Below are 20266 nucleotides of genomic sequence, written 5' to 3'. Positions count from 1 at the left end.
ACTAAATGATTTAAAAATAAAAAATGAAACTAAAAAAAATTGAAATTAAAAAAAGAGAAAACCCGCATCTAATCATCCTGATTATGCGGGTCTCATTACAACGTCCAATGTCACATCCTTGAAAAATAAATATTCAAAATACTTATTTCCTTTTCTTCCTACGGCGTCCTATCCTTTTGCTGTCATCCTGACAATGTCCCTGTGCCGTGCGTGTATAATGCGCTTGTTGATATGAAGAAAATATAAGATAACACGACAAAATTTGTAAGTTATTGCCTTGTAATCAGTGAACACTTGTTCACAAAAATGCTCAATTTTTATTTAAAAATTGAGCATAGGGCTGTTTAAATTTGATAATCAATAATCACAGGGGCATGGTCGCTATACCATTCATCTTTATAGACCCAAGCATTGACTGTGCGATCTTTCCAGTCTGGTGAGCATGCTTGATAATCAATACGCCAACCAACATTTTTCGCACGTGCTTGTCCACGATTCGACCACCAAGAATACAGTTCTGCTTCTTTACGGACTTCACGAAATGTATCGACATAGCCCAGTTCGTCATAAATATGATCTAACCAAGCACGTTCATGTGGTAAGCAACCTGATGATTTTTGGTTACCTGACCAGTTTTTAATATCGATTCGTTTATGCACGATGTTGTAATCGCCACATACAATGATTGACTTATCTTCATCACGCCATTGTTTTAAAATTTTTCGATATTCTTCTAAGAAGTGATCTTTACGAGCTTGTGCTTCATCACCTGATGAACCTGAAGGTAAATACAGCGAGCAGATGTGCACAGGTTTGGCTAAACCGACATCAAATTCCGCGCTAATAAAACGACCTTGGCTATCGGCAAGTTCAAAACCCAAACCATTCTGGATCGATTTAAACGGCAAGCGACTGTAAATTGCTGTACCTGCATAGCCTGATTTTTCCGCAGGAAACAGATGGGTAAACCAACCTTCGGGTTTAAATTTATCGGTCCATTGTTCATGCGTAATACGGCTTTCTTGGATACAGATCACGTCTGCATCTGACTTTTCCATCCATTCAAGTAGGCCTTTAGTGACGGATGAACGTAAGCCATTTACGTTAATTGAGACAACTCTTAAAATTTTTTGATCACTTGGATAGCTACTCTTTGGTATCATGCGCAGTCATAACCTCAATGTATGAATTTTGGAGCACCTCATGTCAACGCCAGCTCAGTTTAACCCGCAAGCTTTTATCGAACTCGCATTATCACGTGGTGTGCTTAAATTTGGTGAGTTTACTTTAAAATCAGGCCGTGTGAGCCCTTATTTTTTTAATGCAGGTTTACTCAACGATGGTGAAGCATTATCGCTTTTAGCTCAAGGTTATGCAGATAAATTAACACAATGTAACAACGTTGAAGTGATCTTTGGACCTGCATATAAAGGAATTCCTTTTGTTGCAGCAACAGCTGTGGCTTTGTCACAAGTACATGGTGTAAGTGTGCCTTGGGGCTTTAACCGTAAAGAAGCCAAAGACCATGGTGAAGGCGGTGTATTGGTTGGTGCTTCAGTAGAAGGTAAAAAAGTCTGGATTATTGATGACGTGATTACAGCGGGTACCGCAATTCGTGAAGTTGTCACAATTCTTAAAAATGCAGGTGCGACAATTGCAGGCGTATTGGTTGCACTAGATCGTCAAGAAAAAGGGCAAGGTCAATTGTCTGCCATCCAAGAAGTTCAACAAGAACTTGAGATTCCAGTACATGCTTTAATTAGCATGAAAGACTTAATGGATTATCTAGATGCTAAAGGCGAGCAAGATGCTTTAGCAAAAATGGAAGCTTACCGTGTGAAATATGGTATATAAGTTAAAAAAAAGGATAAGATAAGGAGCATAAGCTCCTTATTTTTATGGACTATAAAGGATTAGGTGCCATTTTTAATGTTCATTCTATTGATAATCGTCGTAGTTGCTGTACTTGGCATTATGTTGGTCAAACATATCGACCAACGACGTTGGCAACGTTACCAATTTGAGCGGGATATGTTTTTTCGGCAATATCCATTTCAATGGAAAGGTTTAGAACAGTTTGAGCTGGTTTTAAATATCAACGTGCACGCCCAGAAAAAATTAATCAATGAATTGATGTTAAGAGCATCTGAGAACAGTTATATCAAGAAATCACGTATTCAACGTGAACCTGAATGTTCGAGACAACAATACTCAATTAAAGTCATGATTCAAGATTTAACCATTGGGCACTTAGAAAAGAAATATGCAGACTTATTGGGAGAAAGTCTAGATCAAACCGATTTTGAAATTGGTCGCCCGATCGAGCTAGATGCTGAAATCATTGTGTTTGAAAAAGATGATATCGAGTTGGGTTGTCGTGTCAAACTGGCTTTACCGCGTGATCCACGTACTGCACATCAATACCTGATAGAAAATAGCCAACAACAATTTCAAGAAAAATAAGCTTAAGCAGTATGCGAATTGAGCAAGTAGATACTTTGCTCAATCTGTTTTTGATCTTGCAAGGTGCGGACAATTCGATGGGTTTTAGAATCTTCAACAATAAATTTGAGTGCATATTCCTTTAAATACTGCTGAGCAACCAACTTGGCGACCAGTTGGTCATGCTGTCTGAAAATTTGAATTTGCAGTGGCTGATCTAAACAATTTTGAAACTGTAAGTCCTTATAGCCATACACCACAGTTGCATCACTGCCTAAAGGGGTAAAGCGCTCATGTTCCTGATAAATATCAATCGAATGTGAATGTCGTTCTGTGATGGTTAAACCCGCTTTTAACGCATTGATATAGAGCAAGCAAGAAATTTGACAAATCCCACCACCCAGATCTTCTGAAATTTTTCCATTGACCAGATTACGCCCTGTTTTAAAGCCATTGTTTAACGTCGGGGCTGTTACCAAATGCCAAAATGAAAAGATTTGATTTGGCTCAATGACCAAACCGTTTATGCTCTGAATCGCAAGATCAATGTTATGGGTTTTATTTTCAAAATAATGATTTATCTTGATGCTTTGTTGGGTTGAAATTTGCTGGTCTGATTGCCACAGTGTTTGATGTTTTAAGGCAAACTGTAGCTTCGAGAAAAGGTGTTCACGACAATACCTGCGTAATAACTGATAAAGCAGTTTCCATGATTTGGGTAAATATTGCCGCATATTCCACCTGCTTATTCTAATTGTTTACTGACGGTTGTTTTTCTAAAACGACAACCAAGTATGATGCATATTCTTTTAAAAATGAACGGCACATCAAGCTGTCTAGGCTTCTAAACAGTGGGCGTAAAATCGTTGGAATACGATGGATAGGGAAAAATAAAAAGCCCTGACTTTCAACCAGCTTCCATTGAGGGCCAAGCAGCTTTTCAATCTCTGCCAATGTCATTTGATGAGCAGCATGCCAGCTTTGTTGTTGATGCTTTACAGCTTGTCGACGTTTGGCAGAGGGGAAATCAAAAATAAGCTTGCCATTGGTTTTTAATTTTTGCTGCGCCTCATTCAGAAACTGTTCTGTGGTTGTATGGTCTTGATGCATGATCACATGAAAGCTATAAATGACATCGAGCTGATGGTTTTCGATTGGAATTTCAGTCAGAGAGCCTTCAAGCAAGATTTTATGCGGATATTTTTCTCTAGCGACTTTCAGCATTTCAGGGCTGAAATCTACACCGTAATCGGCATAATCGAGTAAACGACCTGTACCACAACCGATATCCATACAATGTGTAGGTGCTGTTTTACTGAGAATACGCTTGAGAAAAGCACGCTCTTGTTGGTCTAAATATTGCCCATAACTGTTGTTAAAACGGTTGTTATCGTAGTCGTGCGCAAGTTTGTTATAGTAATTTTTAATCTCTGAGTCAGGTTGATTCGACATTGAATAACTCTTTTTATTGACGAATAGAAACTAATTCAACTTATAAACTATTTTGTTGAAGATCACACGTTTTACACGCTAAAAACATGCCTATTTTTTCCTGCCGTCCTTGTTCTGTTAACACCCACGGACGATTCTGCCAAGGCGGAAGATGACGTACATGTTGTTGATGCCCACACGCAAGTTCAGCAACATAATGTTGCTCCTCATCCAAATGAAATCCCACAATGGCTTGTTGCATTTTGATCATCATATTCACAATAATTGCTAAGAGTTTAGCGAAATTTCGAAAAAGTACACCAGATTCTCCGCTATACTGCATTCAATCCAAAATTTTATAAGAGCATCAATATGCGCGTACTTGTTGTGATGGATCCCATCGAAAGTGTAAACCTGAAAAAAGACTCAACAATGGCAATGTTATGGGCGGCTGCACGTCGAGGGCATGAGTTAAGCTATGCATTACAACAAGATTTATATATTGACCAAGGCAAAGCATTTGGTTTGATTTCACCGCTTCAGGTTTTTGAAGATTACGATCATTACTATGAGTTAGGTGAAAAAGCCAAAGAGTCGCTTGCAACGTATGATGTGGTGTTGATGCGTAAAGATCCACCTTTCGACATGAACTTTGTTTATACCACTTATATTTTGGAACAGGCAGAGCGTGAAGGCGTGTGGATTATTAACAAACCACAAAGTTTGCGTGACTGTAATGAAAAACTATTTGCGACCCAATTTCCAGATCTACAAGTACCCACTTTAGTGACCTCACAGCAAAGTTTGATTCGTGAATTCTTAAAAGAACATGGTGACGTTATTGTTAAGCCACTGGATGGTATGGGTGGAATGGGGATCTTCCGTTTATATCAAGATGGCGTCAATATTGGTTCAACCATTGAAATTTTAACTGAAAATGGCACACAACCAATTATGGCACAACGCTATATCCCTGAAATTGTGGATGGTGATAAACGTATTTTGCTGATTAATGGTGAGCCTGTACCTTATTGCTTGGCTCGTATTCCTCAAAATGGTGAGGTGCGTGGGAATTTGGCAGCAGGCGGTTTGGGTGAAGCTCGTCCATTGACTGAAAATGACAAAGCCATCGCAGCCAAAGTTGGACCATTCTTAAAAGCCAAGGGTTTGGTTTTTGTCGGATTAGATGTGATTGGAAATTATGTCACTGAAATCAATGTCACCAGTCCAACCTGTATTCGTGAAATTGATGATCAATTTGGTACTTCAATTGCAGATGATTTGTTTAATGTACTAGAAGCAGGTCAGTCAGTTTAATTTAAGCTGGGATACTGCATTCTAAATCTCAACTAAAAAATAGAGTCGTTCGCGGCTCTATTTTTTTGCTGTCGATTGGCTATAAAAATGATAAATCATCGAGAAATATAAAAAAATAACGTTTAATTCCACTTTTTTTAACGGATTAATGATAAAAGTAGTTTAAACTTTCAAATCAGTAGAAAAAAACAATGAAAGGCTTGGTGAAAAAAAGTAAATAAACTTTTCCCCATAGCGGATTGTGATTACAATTGGTTGTTTAAGATATTCGTTAAATATTTATTTTTGCATTGAAGAATTAGACCGTGACCGAACCCCAGCAAAGCACACCGAAACACATCATGATGATGGCGGCAGGTACAGGTGGACATGTATTCCCTGCACTGGCAGTTGCAAAAGAATTGCAACAACAAGGCAGCCAAGTGTCTTGGTTGGCGACTCCGACAGGTATGGAAAATCGACTTTTAAAACAACATGATATTCCAATCTATCAAATTGATATTCAAGGTGTACGTGGCAATGGTATTGTACGTAAATTAGCTGCACCCTTTAAAATTTTAAAAGCAACCTTGAGCGCAATGCGCTATATGAAACAGCTCAATGTCGATGCAGTGGCTGGTTTTGGGGGGTATGTTGCGGGACCAGGTGGTTTGGCTGCACGTTTGTTGGGTATTCCTGTGATTATTCATGAACAAAATGCAGTGGCAGGCTTTACCAATACCCAGCTTTCAAGAATTGCTAAAAAAGTCTGCGAAGCATTTCCAGATACTTTTCCGAAAAGTGAAAAAATTGTGACAACAGGTAATCCTGTACGGGCAGAAATTACCGCAATTTATAATCCTTCTTTTCGTTATAAAGAACGCGAAAATGCGGCTGAACCTTTACATATTTTAATTGTCGGTGGTTCTTTGGGTGCGCAAGCTCTGAATGAATGTGTACCTCAAGCCTTAAAACAATTTGATGTTCCATTAAAAGTATTTCATCAGTGTGGGCAAAATAAACAAGAGGCCACACAGGCTTTATATGCGGATGCACCTGCAAATATACAGGTTGAGGTTCAGCAATTTATTGAAGATATGGCACTGGCCTATAGTAACGCAGATTTAATTATTTGTCGTGCAGGTGCACTAACGGTCACTGAAGTGGCGACTGCTGGTGTGGCGGCTGTATTTGTGCCATTACCAAGTGCGGTGGATGATCACCAAACTGCCAATGCACGATTTTTGGAGAAAACAGGTGCTGCGAAAATCTGTCCGCAGCAGAGCATGACTCCAGATTCGTTAAAGGATTTACTAACACCGTTGATGAACCGCCAATTACTGATGGAAATGGCGGTAAAAGCTCGTCAACAAGCTCAACCAGATGCAACACAACGTGTGGTTGGTTTAATTCAAGATTTGTAAGTTAGAGTTGATTATGTCTCCAACAAGCCCTGCTGATAAAGCAAAAAACCTAATTAAAATTCCAGAGATGCGCCGTATTAAACATATCCATTTTGTGGGTATCGGTGGCGCTGGGATGTGTGGTATTGCAGAAGTATTGAAAAACCAAGGCTATAAGGTTTCTGGTTCTGACATTAAGGCATCAAAAACAACGGTTCAACTTGAAGAAAACGGAATTAAAGTTTTTATTGGACATACGGCAGACAATATCAAAGGTGCAAATGTACTGGTTGTTTCTACTGCAATTGACCCTGAAAATTTAGAAGTAAAAGCAGCAATTGAAAATCGTATACCAGTAGTGCGCCGTGCAGAAATGTTGGGTGAATTGATGCGTTATCGTCATGGTGTCGCGGTTGCAGGAACCCATGGTAAAACCACCACAACCAGTTTAGTGACCTGCATGTTGGCAGAAGAAAACATGGATCCAACTTATGTGATCGGTGGTCTGTTAAACCGTACCGGTGTTAATGCTGCGTTGGGTGCTAGTCGTTTCATTGTCGCAGAAGCAGACGAATCAGATGCATCATTTTTACATCTAGAACCTATGGCGGCCATTGTTACCAATATTGATGCAGATCATATGGATACCTATGGCGGTAGTTTTGATGTACTTAAAGACACCTTTATCAAATTCTTACAGAAAATGCCGTTCTATGGCTTGGCTGTAGTTTGTGGTGATGATGCCAATATTCGTGAAATCATGCCACGTATTGGTCGCCCAGTGCTGACCTATGGTTTTAATGAAGACAATGATATTCGAGCAATTGACGTTGAACAAGTTGGTATGCAGTCAAGCTTTACGGTATTGCGTAAAGGTCGTGAACCATTACGTTTAACCATTAATCTTCCGGGTTTGCATAATATTCTAAATGCACTGGCTGCGATTGGTATTGCAACAGATGAAGGTGTTTCTGATGCTGCGATCGCACGTGCCTTAGAAAGCTTTAGTGGCGTAGGTCGCCGTTTCCAAGTTCAAGGTGAGTTTGAGTTGGATGAAGGCACTGTAAAACTTGTAGATGATTATGGGCATCATCCGAAAGAAGTTGAAGCGACGATTAAAGCTGCACGTGCCAGCCATCCAGATCGTCGTTTGGTGATGATGTTCCAGCCACATCGTTATAGTCGTACTCGTGACTGTTTTGATGATTTTGTAGATGTGTTGTCACAAGTCGATCAATTGTTGTTGTTAGAAGTATATTCTGCAGGTGAGAAACCGATTGTTGGTGCAGATAGTCGTTCTTTGGCGCGGAGTATTCGTCTGCGTGGCGAAGTTGAACCGATCTTGATTGACCCAGTGGAAGGCAATTTGCAGAACGCGATACAAAAAGTGTTACAAGCGAATGACTTGTTATTAACACAAGGTGCGGGTAACGTGGGAGCAATTTCTGTAGAATTGGCTCAAAACCAACTGTATTTAAAATAATTGATTTGGCTTTGTTTAAATTTGGATTTGAATAAAGCCTAGAAATTAAATTGACTAACTTATAAGTTTAAGGATTTAAACGTGTCAAATGCTTCTAAATTCGGCAAAGTAGCGGTATTGCTTGGTGGGAAATCTGCTGAGCGTGAGGTGTCATTAGATAGTGGTAAAGCTGTTTTAGAAGCATTATTACGTTCGGGGGTGAATGCTGAAGGCTTCGATCCACAAGAGCGTAGTGTGACGGAACTCGTGGGCTATGATCGCGCATTTATTGTATTGCATGGTCGTGGTGGTGAAGATGGTCAAATCCAAGGCGCGTTAGAATGGATGAATGTACCGTATACAGGTACAGGGGTTCAGGGTTCAGCGATTGGCATGGACAAAGTTAAGACCAAACAAATCTGGCAAGGTTCAGATTTACCGACTGCGCCGTATCGTATTATTTCCAAAGATTCTGATTTAACTGAAGTGATTGAAAGCCTTGGCTTACCATTAATCATTAAGCCTGTACATGAAGGTTCTAGTGTTGGTATGAGCAAGGTTGAAAAAGCTGAAGACCTTGCTGCTGCAATTGAAAAAGCTACAGTACATGATGCTGTGGTGATGGCTGAAAAATGGATCACGGGGCGTGAATACACTATTTCTTTCCTCAATGGTTTGCCATTACCCGTGATTCGTTTGCAACCGCCTGCTGATGTTGCATTCTATGACTATGAGGCAAAATATAACCGTAATGACGTGGAGTACGGTATTCCATGTGGTTTAAGCGAGTCAGAAGAAAAGAACTTACAAGAATTGTGTTTACGTGCTTTCCAAGCCGTCGGTGCCAGTGGTTGGGGGCGGATTGATGCGATGTTAGATGAACAAGGTCATTTCTGGTTGTTAGAAGTGAATACAGTACCTGGCATGACCAGTCACTCGCTTGTTCCTAAAGCTGCAAAAGCTGTAGGTTATAGCTTTGATGAATTGTGTGTTGCGATTTTAGCGCAAACGCTCACGGAACAAGCACACTAAGTTTATGGCTCAACTTCCTGCTTCGATGCGTCGCAAACGTGCGGCAATTACATCAATACACGATAAGCCGCCAACACGTCAGGAAAAGCTTCTCAACGTGGGAAGCTGGTTGCTTATGGTCATTGCTATTGCTGTGCTATTTGCAGGAATCTATGGTCTGTATAAAGTGATTACCGATGCTCGGGTGGCCACACTTCAAGTGGTAGGTACTACCTCATCGGTAGAATCACAAGCGATTACACAACATTTGGCACCTGTTGTTAAAAATAATTATTTCACCTCGGATTTAGAACAGATTCGAGATAAAGCACTAGAAGTATCATGGGTGGATCGTGTTGTGGTTTCACGGGCATGGCCAAATGGTATTCGCGTGCGGATTATGCCACGTCATGCAATCGCTCGTTGGGGAACCGGGCGATTACTGAGTGATGCTGGAGATGTCTATACAGAAGCGGTGGCGAAGAATTATTCAAACCTGCCATTGCTTCATGGGCCGCTCAGCCAATCCAAAGTGATGATGCGTCGCTATAATGAAATTAATCAATTATTTCACCCAGTCAACTTACGTTTAAAAGAGCTTTATCTCACTGAACGTATGACTTGGTTTATGCAGTTTGATTCGGGACTACGGGTGATCGTAGATCAAGATCAAACCATGAGTAAGCTACAACGTTTAAGTCACTTGGCACAAACTGATTTGAAACCTACTTGGTCGAATATTTCCGCCATTGATTTGCGCTACCGAAATGGTTTGGCAATTCAATGGAGAAATTCTATTTCACCAAAAATTGTGAATGGTCAATTTGTTGTAACCAGTAATGACATAAGCGTTGCAGGTGGGATGGTTGCACAGCCATAATACGTGGCTTGAAAAAGAGGCATATAGCCAAACATAAACAATGAAGATAATGGTAGCAAAGTGATGAATGAAGCTGTTCCCTCAGTTGTTGCAATTGACATTGGGACACATAAAGTTTCAGTACTGATTGGTAAAGTACATGCCCCTGATAATATTCAGGTTATTGGCATGGCAAGCGCACGCAATAAAGGAATGAATAAAGGCAAAATTGTGAGCCTTGATAAAGTCACAAATGCAATTAAACAAGCCGTTCAAGAAGCTGAAGATATGGCTGAGTGTCGTATTCATTCAGCTTGGGTTTCTATTCCAAGCACCGAATTACAAAGCCATTATGCGATTGGTCGTACGCCGATTTCAAATTCAGAACATACCATTACGACAACTGAAGTGGTGCGTGCATTAGAGCTTGCTAAAGCCAGTCATATGACAGCCGATCATTACTTAGCAAGTGCAGTGCCTTTAGGTTTTGAGCTGGATGATTCAAGTGAGTGGGTACAGAACCCAATCAATTTATCTGCCAATAGTATGACAGCCCATTATCAATTGATGATGATGCCAATCAGTACTATGCAGAACTTGGATCGTGCAATGAAAGGCGCCAATATTTCAGTTGAAAAAATGGTGGTATCTTGTTTAGCAACTGCAGAAGGCAGTTTGCTTAAAGATGAAAAGGAATATGGCGTTTGTTTGCTCGATATTGGTGCTGGAACGACAAATATTGCAGTCTATATTGAAGGGCATTTGGCATTAGCCCATACCATTCAATGTGGTGGTGAAAATGTCACACGTGATATTGCAACAGTGTTGCAAACCACAACTGAAGAAGCTGAACGGATTAAGCTACTGCATGGTTGTGTTGATATTCACCAAGTTAAACCGGATCATATGATTCAGTTTGAGGCAATTGATGGCCCACAAACCATTAGTCGTATTGAGTTGACTGAAATTATTATCGCACGTTATGAAGATATCTTGGGTAAAGTACGATACGAATTAGAACAATGTAGTGCACTACAAAGTTTGTATCATGGTGTCGTACTGACAGGTGATGTTTGCCAGATTGAAGGCATGGTGACATTGGCTCGTCGTATGTTGGGTATCTCTGCACACTTAGGCAATCCACCGTTACAAGTGGTGACCGATGATCAGAATTTACCATCTTTACGTCGTTCAATGTATGCTACAGCAGCAGGGTTACTTTTGTTTAGTCAAAGTGACATGCAAGAGGCGATTGAAGAACCTGAAGTTCAAGGTGGAAGACCATTCTTTGATCGGATTGTGAATGGTTGGAATGCCTTAAATAACAAATTAAAAGGTATTTTTTAGGTGTGGTTTTTTGGGGAATATTGTTAGGAAGTTGTAAGTGTTCTGTCCAATACTTGACAAGCTCTGCAATGAACAGCATCCTAAAAACAATTTTTATTATTGAAGATCAAGGCAGTATACGGGCTTAAGTGACTGCCAAATTATATTAGGAAATCTAAAGGTCATGGCCTCATTTGAATTTTTAGACGATGGACAAACCGATAACAACGGTCAAGCCCGTTTTACTGTGTTTGGTGTTGGTGGCGGCGGTGGTAATGCTGTACAACACATGGTGCAATCTGACATTAAAGGTGTGAAATTTGTTTGTGCAAATACAGACAAGCAAGCCCTTGATCGCATGAATGCCCCTTTTAAAATGCAACTTGGTGAGCAAAGCACACGCGGTTTGGGTGCTGGTGCTAATCCAGATGTAGGTCAAATTGCTGCTGAAGAAAGCCGTGAGCAAATCCGTCAACACCTTGAAGGTGCGGATATGGTATTTGTGACTGCTGGAATGGGCGGTGGTACAGGTACAGGTGCTGCACCAGTTGTTGCTGAGATTGCTCAAGAAATGGGTATTCTTACTGTAGGTGTGGTGACAACGCCATTTAACTTTGAAGGTCGTCGTCGTCAACGTTCGGCTGAAAAAGGGATTGAAGCATTAGAACAACATGTTGATTCTTTAATTATTATACCGAACCAACGTTTACTCAGCGTTTATGGTGACATCTCTATGCAAGATGCTTACCGTAAAGCAGATGACGTGTTGCTGAATGCGGTACGTAGTATTTTTGATCTGGTTGTTCGTCCTGGTCATATTAACCTTGACTTTGCTGACTTGAAAACTGCGATGAGTACACGTGGTTATGCGATGATGGGTGAAGGTAAGAGTAGTGGTCCAGACCGTGCTGAAGAAGCTGCACGTTTGGCGATCCGTAGTCCTTTATTGGATAATGTAAATATCATGAATGCCAAAGGGGTGTTAATTAACATCACTGGCGGTGCTGATGTGACTTTACGTGAAACTGAAGTGATTACAGATGTTGTGAACCAGATTGTTGACCTTGAAGAAGGTGAAGTGTTCTTTGGTACTGTATTTGATCCAGACGCACGTGATGAAATCCGTGTCACTGTGATTGCTACAGGTTTAACACGTAATGCCAGTGATGCAACTGAAGCAAAACGCAGAACCCATATCAGCAATGTTGCGCAATCATATAGCCAGCAAGCTAGCCACAACACTGTGGTTGATGAAGATGACGTTCCAGCGATCAATAAACGTCAAGAAGATGGTGCACCTGTTGCTGCACCAAGTTCAAGCGGTCGTTCTACGCCAATGAGTATTCAAGATTATTTGAAAAATCAACAGCGTAAATGATTGATAATTATTAAAAATAATTAATATCAACGAAAAAGGTAGTGAGATTCATTACCTTTTTTGTTTTTTATCAATGGCTAAATGTGCTAACGTATAGCGGATTTGAGAATGAAGACCGAATTAGCATGTTGAAACAACGTACCCTGAAGCGAGTCGTTAAAGCGAGTGGCATCGGACTACATAGCGGACAAAAAGTCATGATTAACTTTTTACCGCATGTGGCGGACGGGGGTATTGTATTTCGCCGTATCGATTTAAATCCACCTGTCGATCTGCCAGCAGATGCTATGCTGATTCAAGAAGCATTCATGTGTTCCAATTTGGTTAGTCATGAAACCAAGGTTGGAACCATTGAACATGTCACCAGTGCAATCGCTGGCTTGGGTATAGATAACCTGATTATAGAAGTGTCTGCTTCTGAAATACCAATTATGGATGGTAGTGCAGGTCCATTTATATATTTACTCATGCAGGGCGAATTAGTAGAACAAGACGCACCGAAAAAATTTATTCGAATTCTTAAACCTGTTGAAGCACTCATAGAAGATAAGCGCGCAATTTTTACCCCTCACGATGGTTTTCAAATCAATTTTACTATCGACTTTGATCATCCTGCCTTTGCAAAAGAATATCAATCGGCGACCATTGATTTTTCAACAGAAACATTTGTCTATGAAGTCAGTGGTGCACGTACTTTTGGTTTTATGAAAGATCTCGATTATTTAAAAGCCAATAATTTAGCATTGGGTGCGAGCTTAGATAATGCTGTTGGTTTAGATGATACTGGCGTGGTCAATGAAGAAGGTCTACGTTTTGCAGATGAGTTTGTTCGACATAAAATTTTGGATGCAGTCGGTGATTTATACCTACTTGGGCATCAAATTATTGCCAAATTTGACGGCTATAAATCGGGTCATGCACTGAATAATCAACTTTTACGCAATGTTAAAAGCGATCCAAGCAGCTATGAAATTGTAACATTTGATGACGAGAAGCTGTGCCCAATTCATTTTGTCAATGTGACATAAGTCTTTGTCTTTTAGGCATTGTGTTATAATGTAACAATAAAAAGTGTGATATTTGTCATATTTTAACCAGTTTTAATCTTAATTTAATCTAATTAGGTTACTTTTTATTGCTTGCCAAACGTAGTAAAGCTTGGCTAAGCTTAGGGTCGCTCACAAAACTAGCGGCATTTTGTAACATTTCAGATGTTGCAGGTTGTATGCTTCTTACAGTTTTATGGAGTTGTGGGGGTGTTTCAGTATTGCTGTTTTGAATACGTAAACGAACTTGCAGTTTTTGTAAATCACGAAGTTCGTTGATTTGTGACAATTGAGAAATATACTGTTTTTGAAGATAACCGAGTTGACTAATCATGGCTTGATTTTCACCGGTGATGGTCAAAATACCGTATTGATAACAGACAACTCTCCAATTCTCAGGTTGAGGAAGTAGCGGTTGAATTAATTTAGTAAGTTTTTGCCATTCGGCAACTTGCTTTGTAAGAAACGATAAGTTTCCTGTTTTTAAGTGTTGTCTTGTTGGTTGAAAGACGTTTTTGGGTTCAGACATACATGGTTCCTACATATTTATGTCTTATCTTAAGCGCTCATTTCGATAGATATCAAGGATGAGATCACTCAAGAAACTTGACTAAGAACAGTTAAAGAGGTTTTTATGCACACGCGACGTATTTTATTGGCTTTTACTTTAGCAGCTTCCGCTGCAACCGCTGCATTTGCAGACTTGGTTCAATCACCAGATCGTTTAGAACAATTATCCAAGACTTTATCTCAAGGCTCTTATAATCCAGATGATTTAGATCTTCCTGCTTCAGCAAAGATGAATATTACTTTACGTAGCCAGGATGCACCAATCGAGTTAAACAATGCAAGTATCGCTAAAAAATACGGTTCTAGCGCAAACTCTGCTTCTCGTTACACTGCAAACTCTCCATATTCTTGGTTAGTCACTCATCCGCTTCCAGATATGAAGCGCGTAAGCTCTGATTTTGGTGGCCGTACAATGGGTGGTCGTGCAGAACATCATTCTGGTTTAGACCTTTCAGCACCAAGTGGTACACCAATTTATGCAACAGGTCCTGGTATTGTGACCAAGTCTGGTTGGGGCACTGGTTATGGTCAATATGTAGAAATTAACCATGGTAATGGCTATATCACACGTTATGCGCATGCTTCACGTCTAATTGCCCGTGTAGGTGATCAGGTGAAGGCTGGTGAACATATTGCCAACGTGGGTTGCACAGGTCGTTGCACAGGTCCACATTTGCATTATGAAGTAGTGAAAGATGGTCAACGTAAAAATCCATCTTCTTACTTAGCCATGTTGCCATAACGCTAAACATTTGATTGTTGAGCTTATGACTGATGCTCTGTATGCATGGTTGAATTCGTAGTCGCGATGAATTAAATACTGTATTCAGACTATCATCAAATAAAAAATTATTTTGTATAAAAAACCGCCTTTATTGGCGGTTTTTTGTTATTTTAAGTGTTAATTAGTCAACAACTATTTAGTTGCTAAATAATCCTTACAATCTGCATTTGGCTGTAACGATAACTTAACAGGCCCAAAACATGATACATATAATATATAGAAAACTATTCAAGGAGTAAGTGGGAAATGGCGTATTATGGTGATAGCGACGCTCAGGAAACACAAGAATGGCAAGATGCCTTTGATTCAGTGCTCCAGCATATGGGTACGGATCGTGCTGCGTTTTTATTAGAAAAATTATATCAACAAGCAATTTCGAAGCATGTACCTATTCAGCGTCTAAATACCCCTTATTTAAATACCATTCCAGTTGAAGAATCTCCAGCGATGCCAGGCGACCAAGATATGGAGCGTCGTATTCGAGCATTAATTCGTTGGAATGCTTTGGCAATGGTTCTACGTGCCAATAAAACAGGTGATGACTTAGGTGGTCACTTGGCAAGTTTCGCGTCTTCAGCAACCCTATATGATGTCGGTTTTAACCATTTCTTCCGTGCCAATAGCGATAGCTTTGGTGGCGACATGATCTATTACCAAGGTCATTGTGCACCAGGTATTTACGCACGTTCATTTTTAGAAGGTCGTTTGACTGAAGATCAATTGAGTAATTTCCGTCGTGAAGTGGGTGGTCAGGGGCTTTCAAGTTATCCTCATCCTTATTTAATGCCAGATTACTGGCAGTTCCCAACCGTTTCGATGGGCCTTGGTCCAATCATGTCAATTTATCAAGCGCATATTCAAAAGTACTTGATGAATCGTGGTTTGATCAAAGAAGAAAATCGTAAGGTTTGGGCGTATCTTGGCGATGGTGAAATGGATGAGCCAGAAAGCTTAGGTGCAATCTCGCTTGCGGGTCGCGAAAAATTAGACAACTTAATCTGGGTGGTTAACTGTAACTTACAGCGTCTAGATGGTCCTGTACGTGGTAACGGTAAAATCATTCAAGAGCTAGAGTCACTGTTCCGTGGTGCAGGCTGGCGTGTAATTAAAGTGGTTTGGGGTCGTCATTGGGATCCTTTGATCGATAAAGACACTTCAGGTGCTTTAAAAGCCCGTATGGATGAAACGCTGGATGGTGAATACCAACGCTACCAAGTAAAAGGCGGCGCTTATACCCGTGAAAAATTCTTTGGTAAATACCCAGAAGCTGCGGAGTTGGTGAAAGGCTTAAGTGATGAGGATATTGATAATCTGAATCGCGGTGGTCATGACCCATACAAAGTATATGCCGCGTATGCAGCAGCAATGACTAGTAATGGTCAACCGACTGTAATCTTGGCAAAAACAGTGAAAGGTTATGGTTTGTCTGACGAAATTGAAGCCGTCAACAAAACCCACCAAATCAAGAAAATGCAACACGATTCATTGAAATATGTACGTGACCGTTTTAATTTGCCATTCTCTGATGAGCAACTTGAAGAGCTTCCATTCTATCGTCCAGGTGAAAACTCACCTGAATTGAAATATATGAAAGCACGTCGTGAAGCTTTAGGTGGTTATTTACCTGCACGTCGTAAAGACAGTGAAGTATTGGCGATTCCTGAGATTTCAGTATTTGATGGTGTGCTTAAAGGCAGTGGTGGTAAAGAACAATCAACCACGATGGTTATGGTGCGTTTGATTGCTGCATTGTTAAAAGAAAAAGCCATTAAAGACCGTGTTGTACCTATCGTACCTGATGAAGCGCGTACCTTTGGTTTGGAAGGCATGTTCCGTCAGTTGGGTATCTATGCTGCGCATGGACAAAACTATACCCCAGAAGACCAAGAACAGCTCATGAACTATCGTGAAGCAAAAGATGGTCACATGTTGCAAGAAGGGATCAATGAAGCAGGTGCAATGAGCGCTTGGTCAGCATTGGGTACCAGTTATTCAACCAATAACTTACCAATGATTCCGATGTATATGTATTACTCAATGTTTGGTTTCCAACGTATTGGGGATATTGCATGGGCAGCGGGTGATTCTCAGGCACAAGGCTTCTTGTGTGGTGCAACAGCTGGTCGTACAACATTAAATGGTGAAGGTTTACAACACCAAGATGGTCATTCTCATATCTTGGCAGGTACGATTCCAAACTGTGTAGCTTATGATCCTTGCTTTGGTTATGAGTTAGCCGTGATTGTGCATGATGGTTTACAACGTATGTATGTGAATCAGGAACGTGTGTTCTATTACTTGACCCTCATGAATGAAAACTATGACCAACCTGCATTGCCTGAAGGTGCTGAAGAAGGCATCAAACGTGGTATGTACTTGTTCAATAAAGATGAAAAAGCCACAGTTCAGTTATTGGGTTCAGGCGTGATTCTGCGTGAAGTGATTAAAGCTGGGCAAATTTTACGTGATGAATACCAAATCCATTCCAATGTATGGAGCGTAACAAGCTTCAATGAATTGGCACGTGATGGTATGGCTGTTGAAGAATACAATCGCCTACATCCACTTGAAGATGGTAAAGAGTCTTGGGTTTCTCAGCAATTACGTGACACGGATGGTATTGTTGTTTCAGCAACAGATCATATGCGTGCCTATAGCGAACAGATCCGTGCTTACCTTCCAGATAGCCGTCCATATGTAACATTGGGTACAGATGGTTATGGTCGTTCGGATACACGCAGTAATTTGCGTAGTTACTTTGGTGTAGATGCGGCACACATTGTGGTTGCAACATTGAAAAAACTTGCAGATGAAGGTGAAGTTGATCCACGTTTAGTGAAAGATGCAATCTCTTCATTTGAACTTGATGTTGATCGTCCAGTTGCATGGTTACCGCAAGCGCACCCATCTGTACAAGAAGTTGCTGCTTATACTGAAGTGACAGAGGAGAAATAATGATGCAAGTTAAAACTCCTGATATTGGCGTTGATAAGGCCACTGTTGCAGAAATCTTGGTGAAAGTAGGGGATACCATCGCTGTTGATGACAGTATCGTTCTACTTGAGTCAGACAAAGCCTCTGTTGAAGTGCCAAGCACTTCAGCGGGTGTGGTTAAAAGTATTGCTGTTACGGAAGGTGATGAGGTTTCAGAAGGTGCTGTGTTGATCGAAGTTGAATCAGCGGATGCAACAGAGACAGAAACTTCAGCACAGCCTGCTCAAGAAGCTGCAAAAACTGAACCTGCTGTAGAAACTAAAGCTGAACCTGTGGCGCCTGCTGCACCTTCAGCATCCGCGCCAGCTTCATCTCAAACAGTTGAAGTTCAAGTGCCAGATATTGGTGTTGAAAAAGCTTTGGTCGGTGAAGTTCTGGTTAAAGTGGGCGACGAAATTGCGGTAGATGACAGCATCGTCGTAGTGGAATCGGATAAAGCAACGGTTGAAGTTCCAAGTACAGTTGCCGGCACGGTTGAAAGTGTTGTGGTCAAAGAAGGTGATAATGTTAAAGAAGGTGTGGTACTGATTACAGTGAAAACTGTAGGCGCTGCAACGACTTCGGCGGCAGCACCTGCTGAAGCACCTCAACAAGTATCAGCAACACCGACTCAAGCTGCGGCACCAGAAGCATCAGCGCCAGCCCAATCGGGTAAAGTTGAAGTTGCTGTTCCTGATCTTGGTGTAGATAAAGCAACAATTTCTGAAATCTTGGTGAGCGTAGGCGATCAAGTTGAAAAAGACCAAAGCCTTTGCGTTGCTGAGTCGGATAAAGCCTCTGTAGAAGTGCCAAGTACGGTTGCAGGTACGGTGACGGCGATCCATGTGGAATTGAATCAGTCTGTGAGTCAGGGCACTGCTTTGGTGACGATTGAAGCACAGGGTCAGACTGCACCAGCACCACAAGAAAAGCCAGCTGCTCAAGCATCACAAGCTGCATCAGCACCAGCCGCGAAAACGACAGCATCAGCGCCAAAAGCTGAAGTGGCCGTTGCTCAAGCGGGTACTGAAAAGTTATCTAAAGCACAACAAGCTGAAAATGCCAAAGTTTATGCTGGTCCAGCCGTGCGTAAGCTTGCGCGTGAACTGGGTGTGGTTTTATCACAAGTCGAGGCCTCTGGTCCTCATGCACGTGTGATGAAAGATGATGTTTTTGCTTTTGTTAAAGCCAAATTGACTGCACCACAAGCAGTAGCTCAAACCGCCGCTGTGCCAGCCGCTTCAGGATTGCCTGCATTACCAGATTTCAGTGCATTTGGTGGTAGTGAAATTGCACCAATGACGCGTTTACAGCAAGTGTCTGTACCGCAATTGTCATTAAATAATTTTATTCCACAAGTGACACAATTTGATTTAGCAGATATTACTGAATTAGAAGCTTGGCGCGGTGAGTTAAAAGGGAAATTTAAGCAAGATGGTATTAGCTTAACGATCCTTGCCTTTATTGCAAAAGCGGTGGCGTTCTTACTTAAAGAAGAGCCTTATTTTGCGGGTCACTTGGCAGATGATCAAAAGTCTGTGCTGTTGCGTAAAGAAATTCATATGGGAATCGCTGTGGCGACACCAGATGGTTTAACTGTTCCAGTATTGCGTAATCCTGATCAAAAATCGATTAAGCAAATTGCCATTGAATTAGGTGAGTTAAGTAAAAAAGCACGTGATAAGAAACTTTCTCCGAAAGACTTACAAGGTGCAAATTTTACCATTACCAGCCTAGGTTCAATTGGTGGTACTGCATTTACGCCATTGGTGAACTGGCCGCAAGTTGCGATCTTGGGTATCTCACCTGCAACGATGCAACCGGTATGGAATGGCTCAGGCTTTGATCCAAAACTGATGTTGCCATTGTCATTGTCTTATGACCATCGTGTGATTAATGGTGCGGATGCTGCGCGATTTACCAATAAATTGACCAAGTTGTTATCAGATATTCGTAACATCTTGCTTTAAGTTCTAAATCATAGAAGACCTCGCTTTAGGCGAGGTTTTTTATATGGATCTAATTTTGTTTTATCAATAATTTTCAAACCTGCATTAAAGTCATCATTCAATATAGTCAATCTGTCAAAAAACTCAGGCACAAGAATATAATTTCTCTTAATTAATATTTTTTATTAAATCAATTATATGAAAAACAAATTATTTGATTATAAAAAAGCGTGCAATGCCACACCTTACATTCAAAGTTTAAATACCATTGCGTAGGCGATGCTTCACTTTTCGTAGGGGGATGCCAAACCTTGCGCTGCAAACAAAGCCGTACTT

General features: G+C 40.8%; 18 protein-coding genes. 13 read left to right on the top strand and 5 right to left on the bottom strand.

Annotated features, from left to right (window positions below; translation table 11 throughout):
- Positions 1–344 precede the first annotated feature (344 nt).
- Positions 345–1163 carry an exodeoxyribonuclease III gene (locus tag CQZ96_RS12865; RefSeq protein WP_004818376.1) on the bottom strand — a complete coding sequence of 273 codons (819 nt, stop codon included), beginning with the start codon at positions 1161–1163 and terminating at the stop codon, positions 345–347.
- 40 nt (positions 1164–1203) lie between these two features.
- Here CQZ96_RS12865 and pyrE point away from each other — a divergent pair, with 40 nt between their 5' ends.
- Both pyrE and CQZ96_RS12855 read left to right on the top strand, forming a co-directional pair.
- Positions 1204–1854 carry an orotate phosphoribosyltransferase gene (gene pyrE / locus CQZ96_RS12860; RefSeq protein ID WP_004718641.1) on the top strand — a complete coding sequence of 217 codons (651 nt, stop codon included), beginning with the start codon at positions 1204–1206 and terminating at the stop codon, positions 1852–1854.
- Between the two features lie 75 nt (positions 1855–1929).
- On the top strand, positions 1930–2463 hold the full coding sequence (locus CQZ96_RS12855; protein WP_004718640.1) for a hypothetical protein: 534 nt from the start codon (positions 1930–1932) through the stop codon (positions 2461–2463).
- A gap of 2 nt (positions 2464–2465) precedes the next feature.
- On the opposite strand, the gene CQZ96_RS12850 is transcribed toward CQZ96_RS12855, so the two are convergent.
- From CQZ96_RS12850 to CQZ96_RS12840, 3 genes are read right to left on the bottom strand one after another with little or no spacing between them, the layout of a single operon-like run.
- Positions 2466–3176, bottom strand: a complete 711-nt coding sequence (locus CQZ96_RS12850; RefSeq protein WP_105713901.1) for a VanW family protein — start codon at positions 3174–3176, stop codon at positions 2466–2468.
- A 16-nt stretch (positions 3177–3192) separates the two neighbouring features.
- Positions 3193–3894 (bottom strand): class I SAM-dependent methyltransferase, encoded by a 702-nt coding sequence (locus CQZ96_RS12845; protein WP_105713900.1) that lies wholly within the window; start codon positions 3892–3894, stop codon positions 3193–3195.
- Positions 3895–3934: 40 nt separating this feature from the next.
- The gene (locus CQZ96_RS12840) at positions 3935–4135 is read right to left on the bottom strand and encodes a DUF3565 domain-containing protein (RefSeq protein ID WP_035371612.1); all 201 of its coding nucleotides are present in this window, start codon (positions 4133–4135) and stop codon (positions 3935–3937) included.
- Between the two features lie 110 nt (positions 4136–4245).
- On the opposite strand from CQZ96_RS12840, the gene gshB reads away from it, so the two are divergent.
- From gshB to lpxC, 8 genes are all read left to right on the top strand, one after another.
- A complete protein-coding gene (gshB, locus tag CQZ96_RS12835; RefSeq protein ID WP_105713899.1) occupies positions 4246–5190 on the top strand; it encodes a glutathione synthase in 945 nt (314 codons plus the stop codon).
- 305 nt (positions 5191–5495) lie between these two features.
- Entirely contained in the window at positions 5496–6593 is a 1098-nt protein-coding gene (gene murG / locus CQZ96_RS12830) for an undecaprenyldiphospho-muramoylpentapeptide beta-N-acetylglucosaminyltransferase (RefSeq protein WP_105713898.1), read from the top strand.
- 13 nt (positions 6594–6606) lie between these two features.
- Entirely contained in the window at positions 6607–8055 is a 1449-nt protein-coding gene (murC, locus tag CQZ96_RS12825; protein WP_105713897.1) for a UDP-N-acetylmuramate--L-alanine ligase, read from the top strand.
- A gap of 81 nt (positions 8056–8136) precedes the next feature.
- Positions 8137–9066, top strand: a complete 930-nt coding sequence (locus CQZ96_RS12820; RefSeq protein ID WP_004818390.1) for a D-alanine--D-alanine ligase — start codon at positions 8137–8139, stop codon at positions 9064–9066.
- 4 nt (positions 9067–9070) lie between these two features.
- A complete protein-coding gene (locus CQZ96_RS12815) occupies positions 9071–9925 on the top strand; it encodes a cell division protein FtsQ/DivIB (protein WP_004718624.1) in 855 nt (284 codons plus the stop codon).
- A 63-nt stretch (positions 9926–9988) separates the two neighbouring features.
- Positions 9989–11251: a cell division protein FtsA gene (gene ftsA, locus CQZ96_RS12810; RefSeq protein WP_105713896.1), complete on the top strand. Its 1263-nt coding sequence runs from the start codon at positions 9989–9991 to the stop codon at positions 11249–11251.
- A gap of 163 nt (positions 11252–11414) precedes the next feature.
- On the top strand, positions 11415–12608 hold the full coding sequence (gene ftsZ, locus CQZ96_RS12805) for a cell division protein FtsZ (protein WP_004718620.1): 1194 nt from the start codon (positions 11415–11417) through the stop codon (positions 12606–12608).
- Between the two features lie 125 nt (positions 12609–12733).
- Entirely contained in the window at positions 12734–13636 is a 903-nt protein-coding gene (lpxC, locus tag CQZ96_RS12800; protein ID WP_016539103.1) for a UDP-3-O-acyl-N-acetylglucosamine deacetylase, read from the top strand.
- Between the two features lie 97 nt (positions 13637–13733).
- Here the strand turns inward: lpxC and CQZ96_RS12795 are convergent, their stop codons facing one another.
- On the bottom strand, positions 13734–14183 hold the full coding sequence (locus tag CQZ96_RS12795) for a hypothetical protein (protein ID WP_004718616.1): 450 nt from the start codon (positions 14181–14183) through the stop codon (positions 13734–13736).
- Positions 14184–14288: 105 nt separating this feature from the next.
- Between CQZ96_RS12795 and CQZ96_RS12790 the strand changes: the two genes are divergently transcribed.
- From CQZ96_RS12790 to CQZ96_RS12780, 3 genes are all read left to right on the top strand, one after another.
- Entirely contained in the window at positions 14289–14966 is a 678-nt protein-coding gene (locus CQZ96_RS12790) for a M23 family metallopeptidase (protein WP_004718614.1), read from the top strand.
- Between the two features lie 288 nt (positions 14967–15254).
- A complete protein-coding gene (aceE, locus tag CQZ96_RS12785; RefSeq protein ID WP_004718613.1) occupies positions 15255–17963 on the top strand; it encodes a pyruvate dehydrogenase (acetyl-transferring), homodimeric type in 2709 nt (902 codons plus the stop codon).
- A gap of 2 nt (positions 17964–17965) precedes the next feature.
- Positions 17966–19951, top strand: coding sequence for a 2-oxo acid dehydrogenase subunit E2 (locus tag CQZ96_RS12780; RefSeq protein ID WP_171287933.1), 1986 nt, complete (start codon positions 17966–17968; stop codon positions 19949–19951).
- Positions 19952–20266 lie beyond the last annotated feature (315 nt).

It is taken from the genome of Acinetobacter sp. MYb10, from assembly GCF_002980175.2.
Classification (GTDB): domain Bacteria; phylum Pseudomonadota; class Gammaproteobacteria; order Pseudomonadales; family Moraxellaceae; genus Acinetobacter; species Acinetobacter guillouiae.
The sequence above is the reverse complement of the archived record's forward strand: the minus strand, read 5'-3'. Positions and strand labels throughout refer to the sequence as shown.

What these genes read in the sequence shown, in the direction of transcription:
- CQZ96_RS12855 (WP_004718640.1), top strand. Translation starts at nt 1,930, where the DNA reads ATGTTCATTCTATTGATAATCGTCGTAGTTGCTGTACTTGGCATTATG.
- CQZ96_RS12845 (WP_105713900.1), bottom strand. Translation starts at nt 3,894, where the DNA reads ATGTCGAATCAACCTGACTCAGAGATTAAAAATTACTATAACAAACTT.
- CQZ96_RS12865 (WP_004818376.1), bottom strand. Translation starts at nt 1,163, where the DNA reads ATGATACCAAAGAGTAGCTATCCAAGTGATCAAAAAATTTTAAGAGTT.
- ftsZ (WP_004718620.1), top strand. Translation starts at nt 11,415, where the DNA reads ATGGCCTCATTTGAATTTTTAGACGATGGACAAACCGATAACAACGGT.
- pyrE (WP_004718641.1), top strand. Translation starts at nt 1,204, where the DNA reads ATGTCAACGCCAGCTCAGTTTAACCCGCAAGCTTTTATCGAACTCGCA.
- murC (WP_105713897.1), top strand. Translation starts at nt 6,607, where the DNA reads ATGTCTCCAACAAGCCCTGCTGATAAAGCAAAAAACCTAATTAAAATT.
- CQZ96_RS12815 (WP_004718624.1), top strand. Translation starts at nt 9,071, where the DNA reads ATGGCTCAACTTCCTGCTTCGATGCGTCGCAAACGTGCGGCAATTACA.
- CQZ96_RS12840 (WP_035371612.1), bottom strand. Translation starts at nt 4,135, where the DNA reads ATGCAACAAGCCATTGTGGGATTTCATTTGGATGAGGAGCAACATTAT.
- CQZ96_RS12780 (WP_171287933.1), top strand. Translation starts at nt 17,966, where the DNA reads ATGCAAGTTAAAACTCCTGATATTGGCGTTGATAAGGCCACTGTTGCA.
- CQZ96_RS12850 (WP_105713901.1), bottom strand. Translation starts at nt 3,176, where the DNA reads ATGCGGCAATATTTACCCAAATCATGGAAACTGCTTTATCAGTTATTA.
- aceE (WP_004718613.1), top strand. Translation starts at nt 15,255, where the DNA reads ATGGCGTATTATGGTGATAGCGACGCTCAGGAAACACAAGAATGGCAA.
- lpxC (WP_016539103.1), top strand. Translation starts at nt 12,734, where the DNA reads ATGTTGAAACAACGTACCCTGAAGCGAGTCGTTAAAGCGAGTGGCATC.
- CQZ96_RS12795 (WP_004718616.1), bottom strand. Translation starts at nt 14,183, where the DNA reads ATGTCTGAACCCAAAAACGTCTTTCAACCAACAAGACAACACTTAAAA.
- gshB (WP_105713899.1), top strand. Translation starts at nt 4,246, where the DNA reads ATGCGCGTACTTGTTGTGATGGATCCCATCGAAAGTGTAAACCTGAAA.
- CQZ96_RS12790 (WP_004718614.1), top strand. Translation starts at nt 14,289, where the DNA reads ATGCACACGCGACGTATTTTATTGGCTTTTACTTTAGCAGCTTCCGCT.
- ftsA (WP_105713896.1), top strand. Translation starts at nt 9,989, where the DNA reads ATGAATGAAGCTGTTCCCTCAGTTGTTGCAATTGACATTGGGACACAT.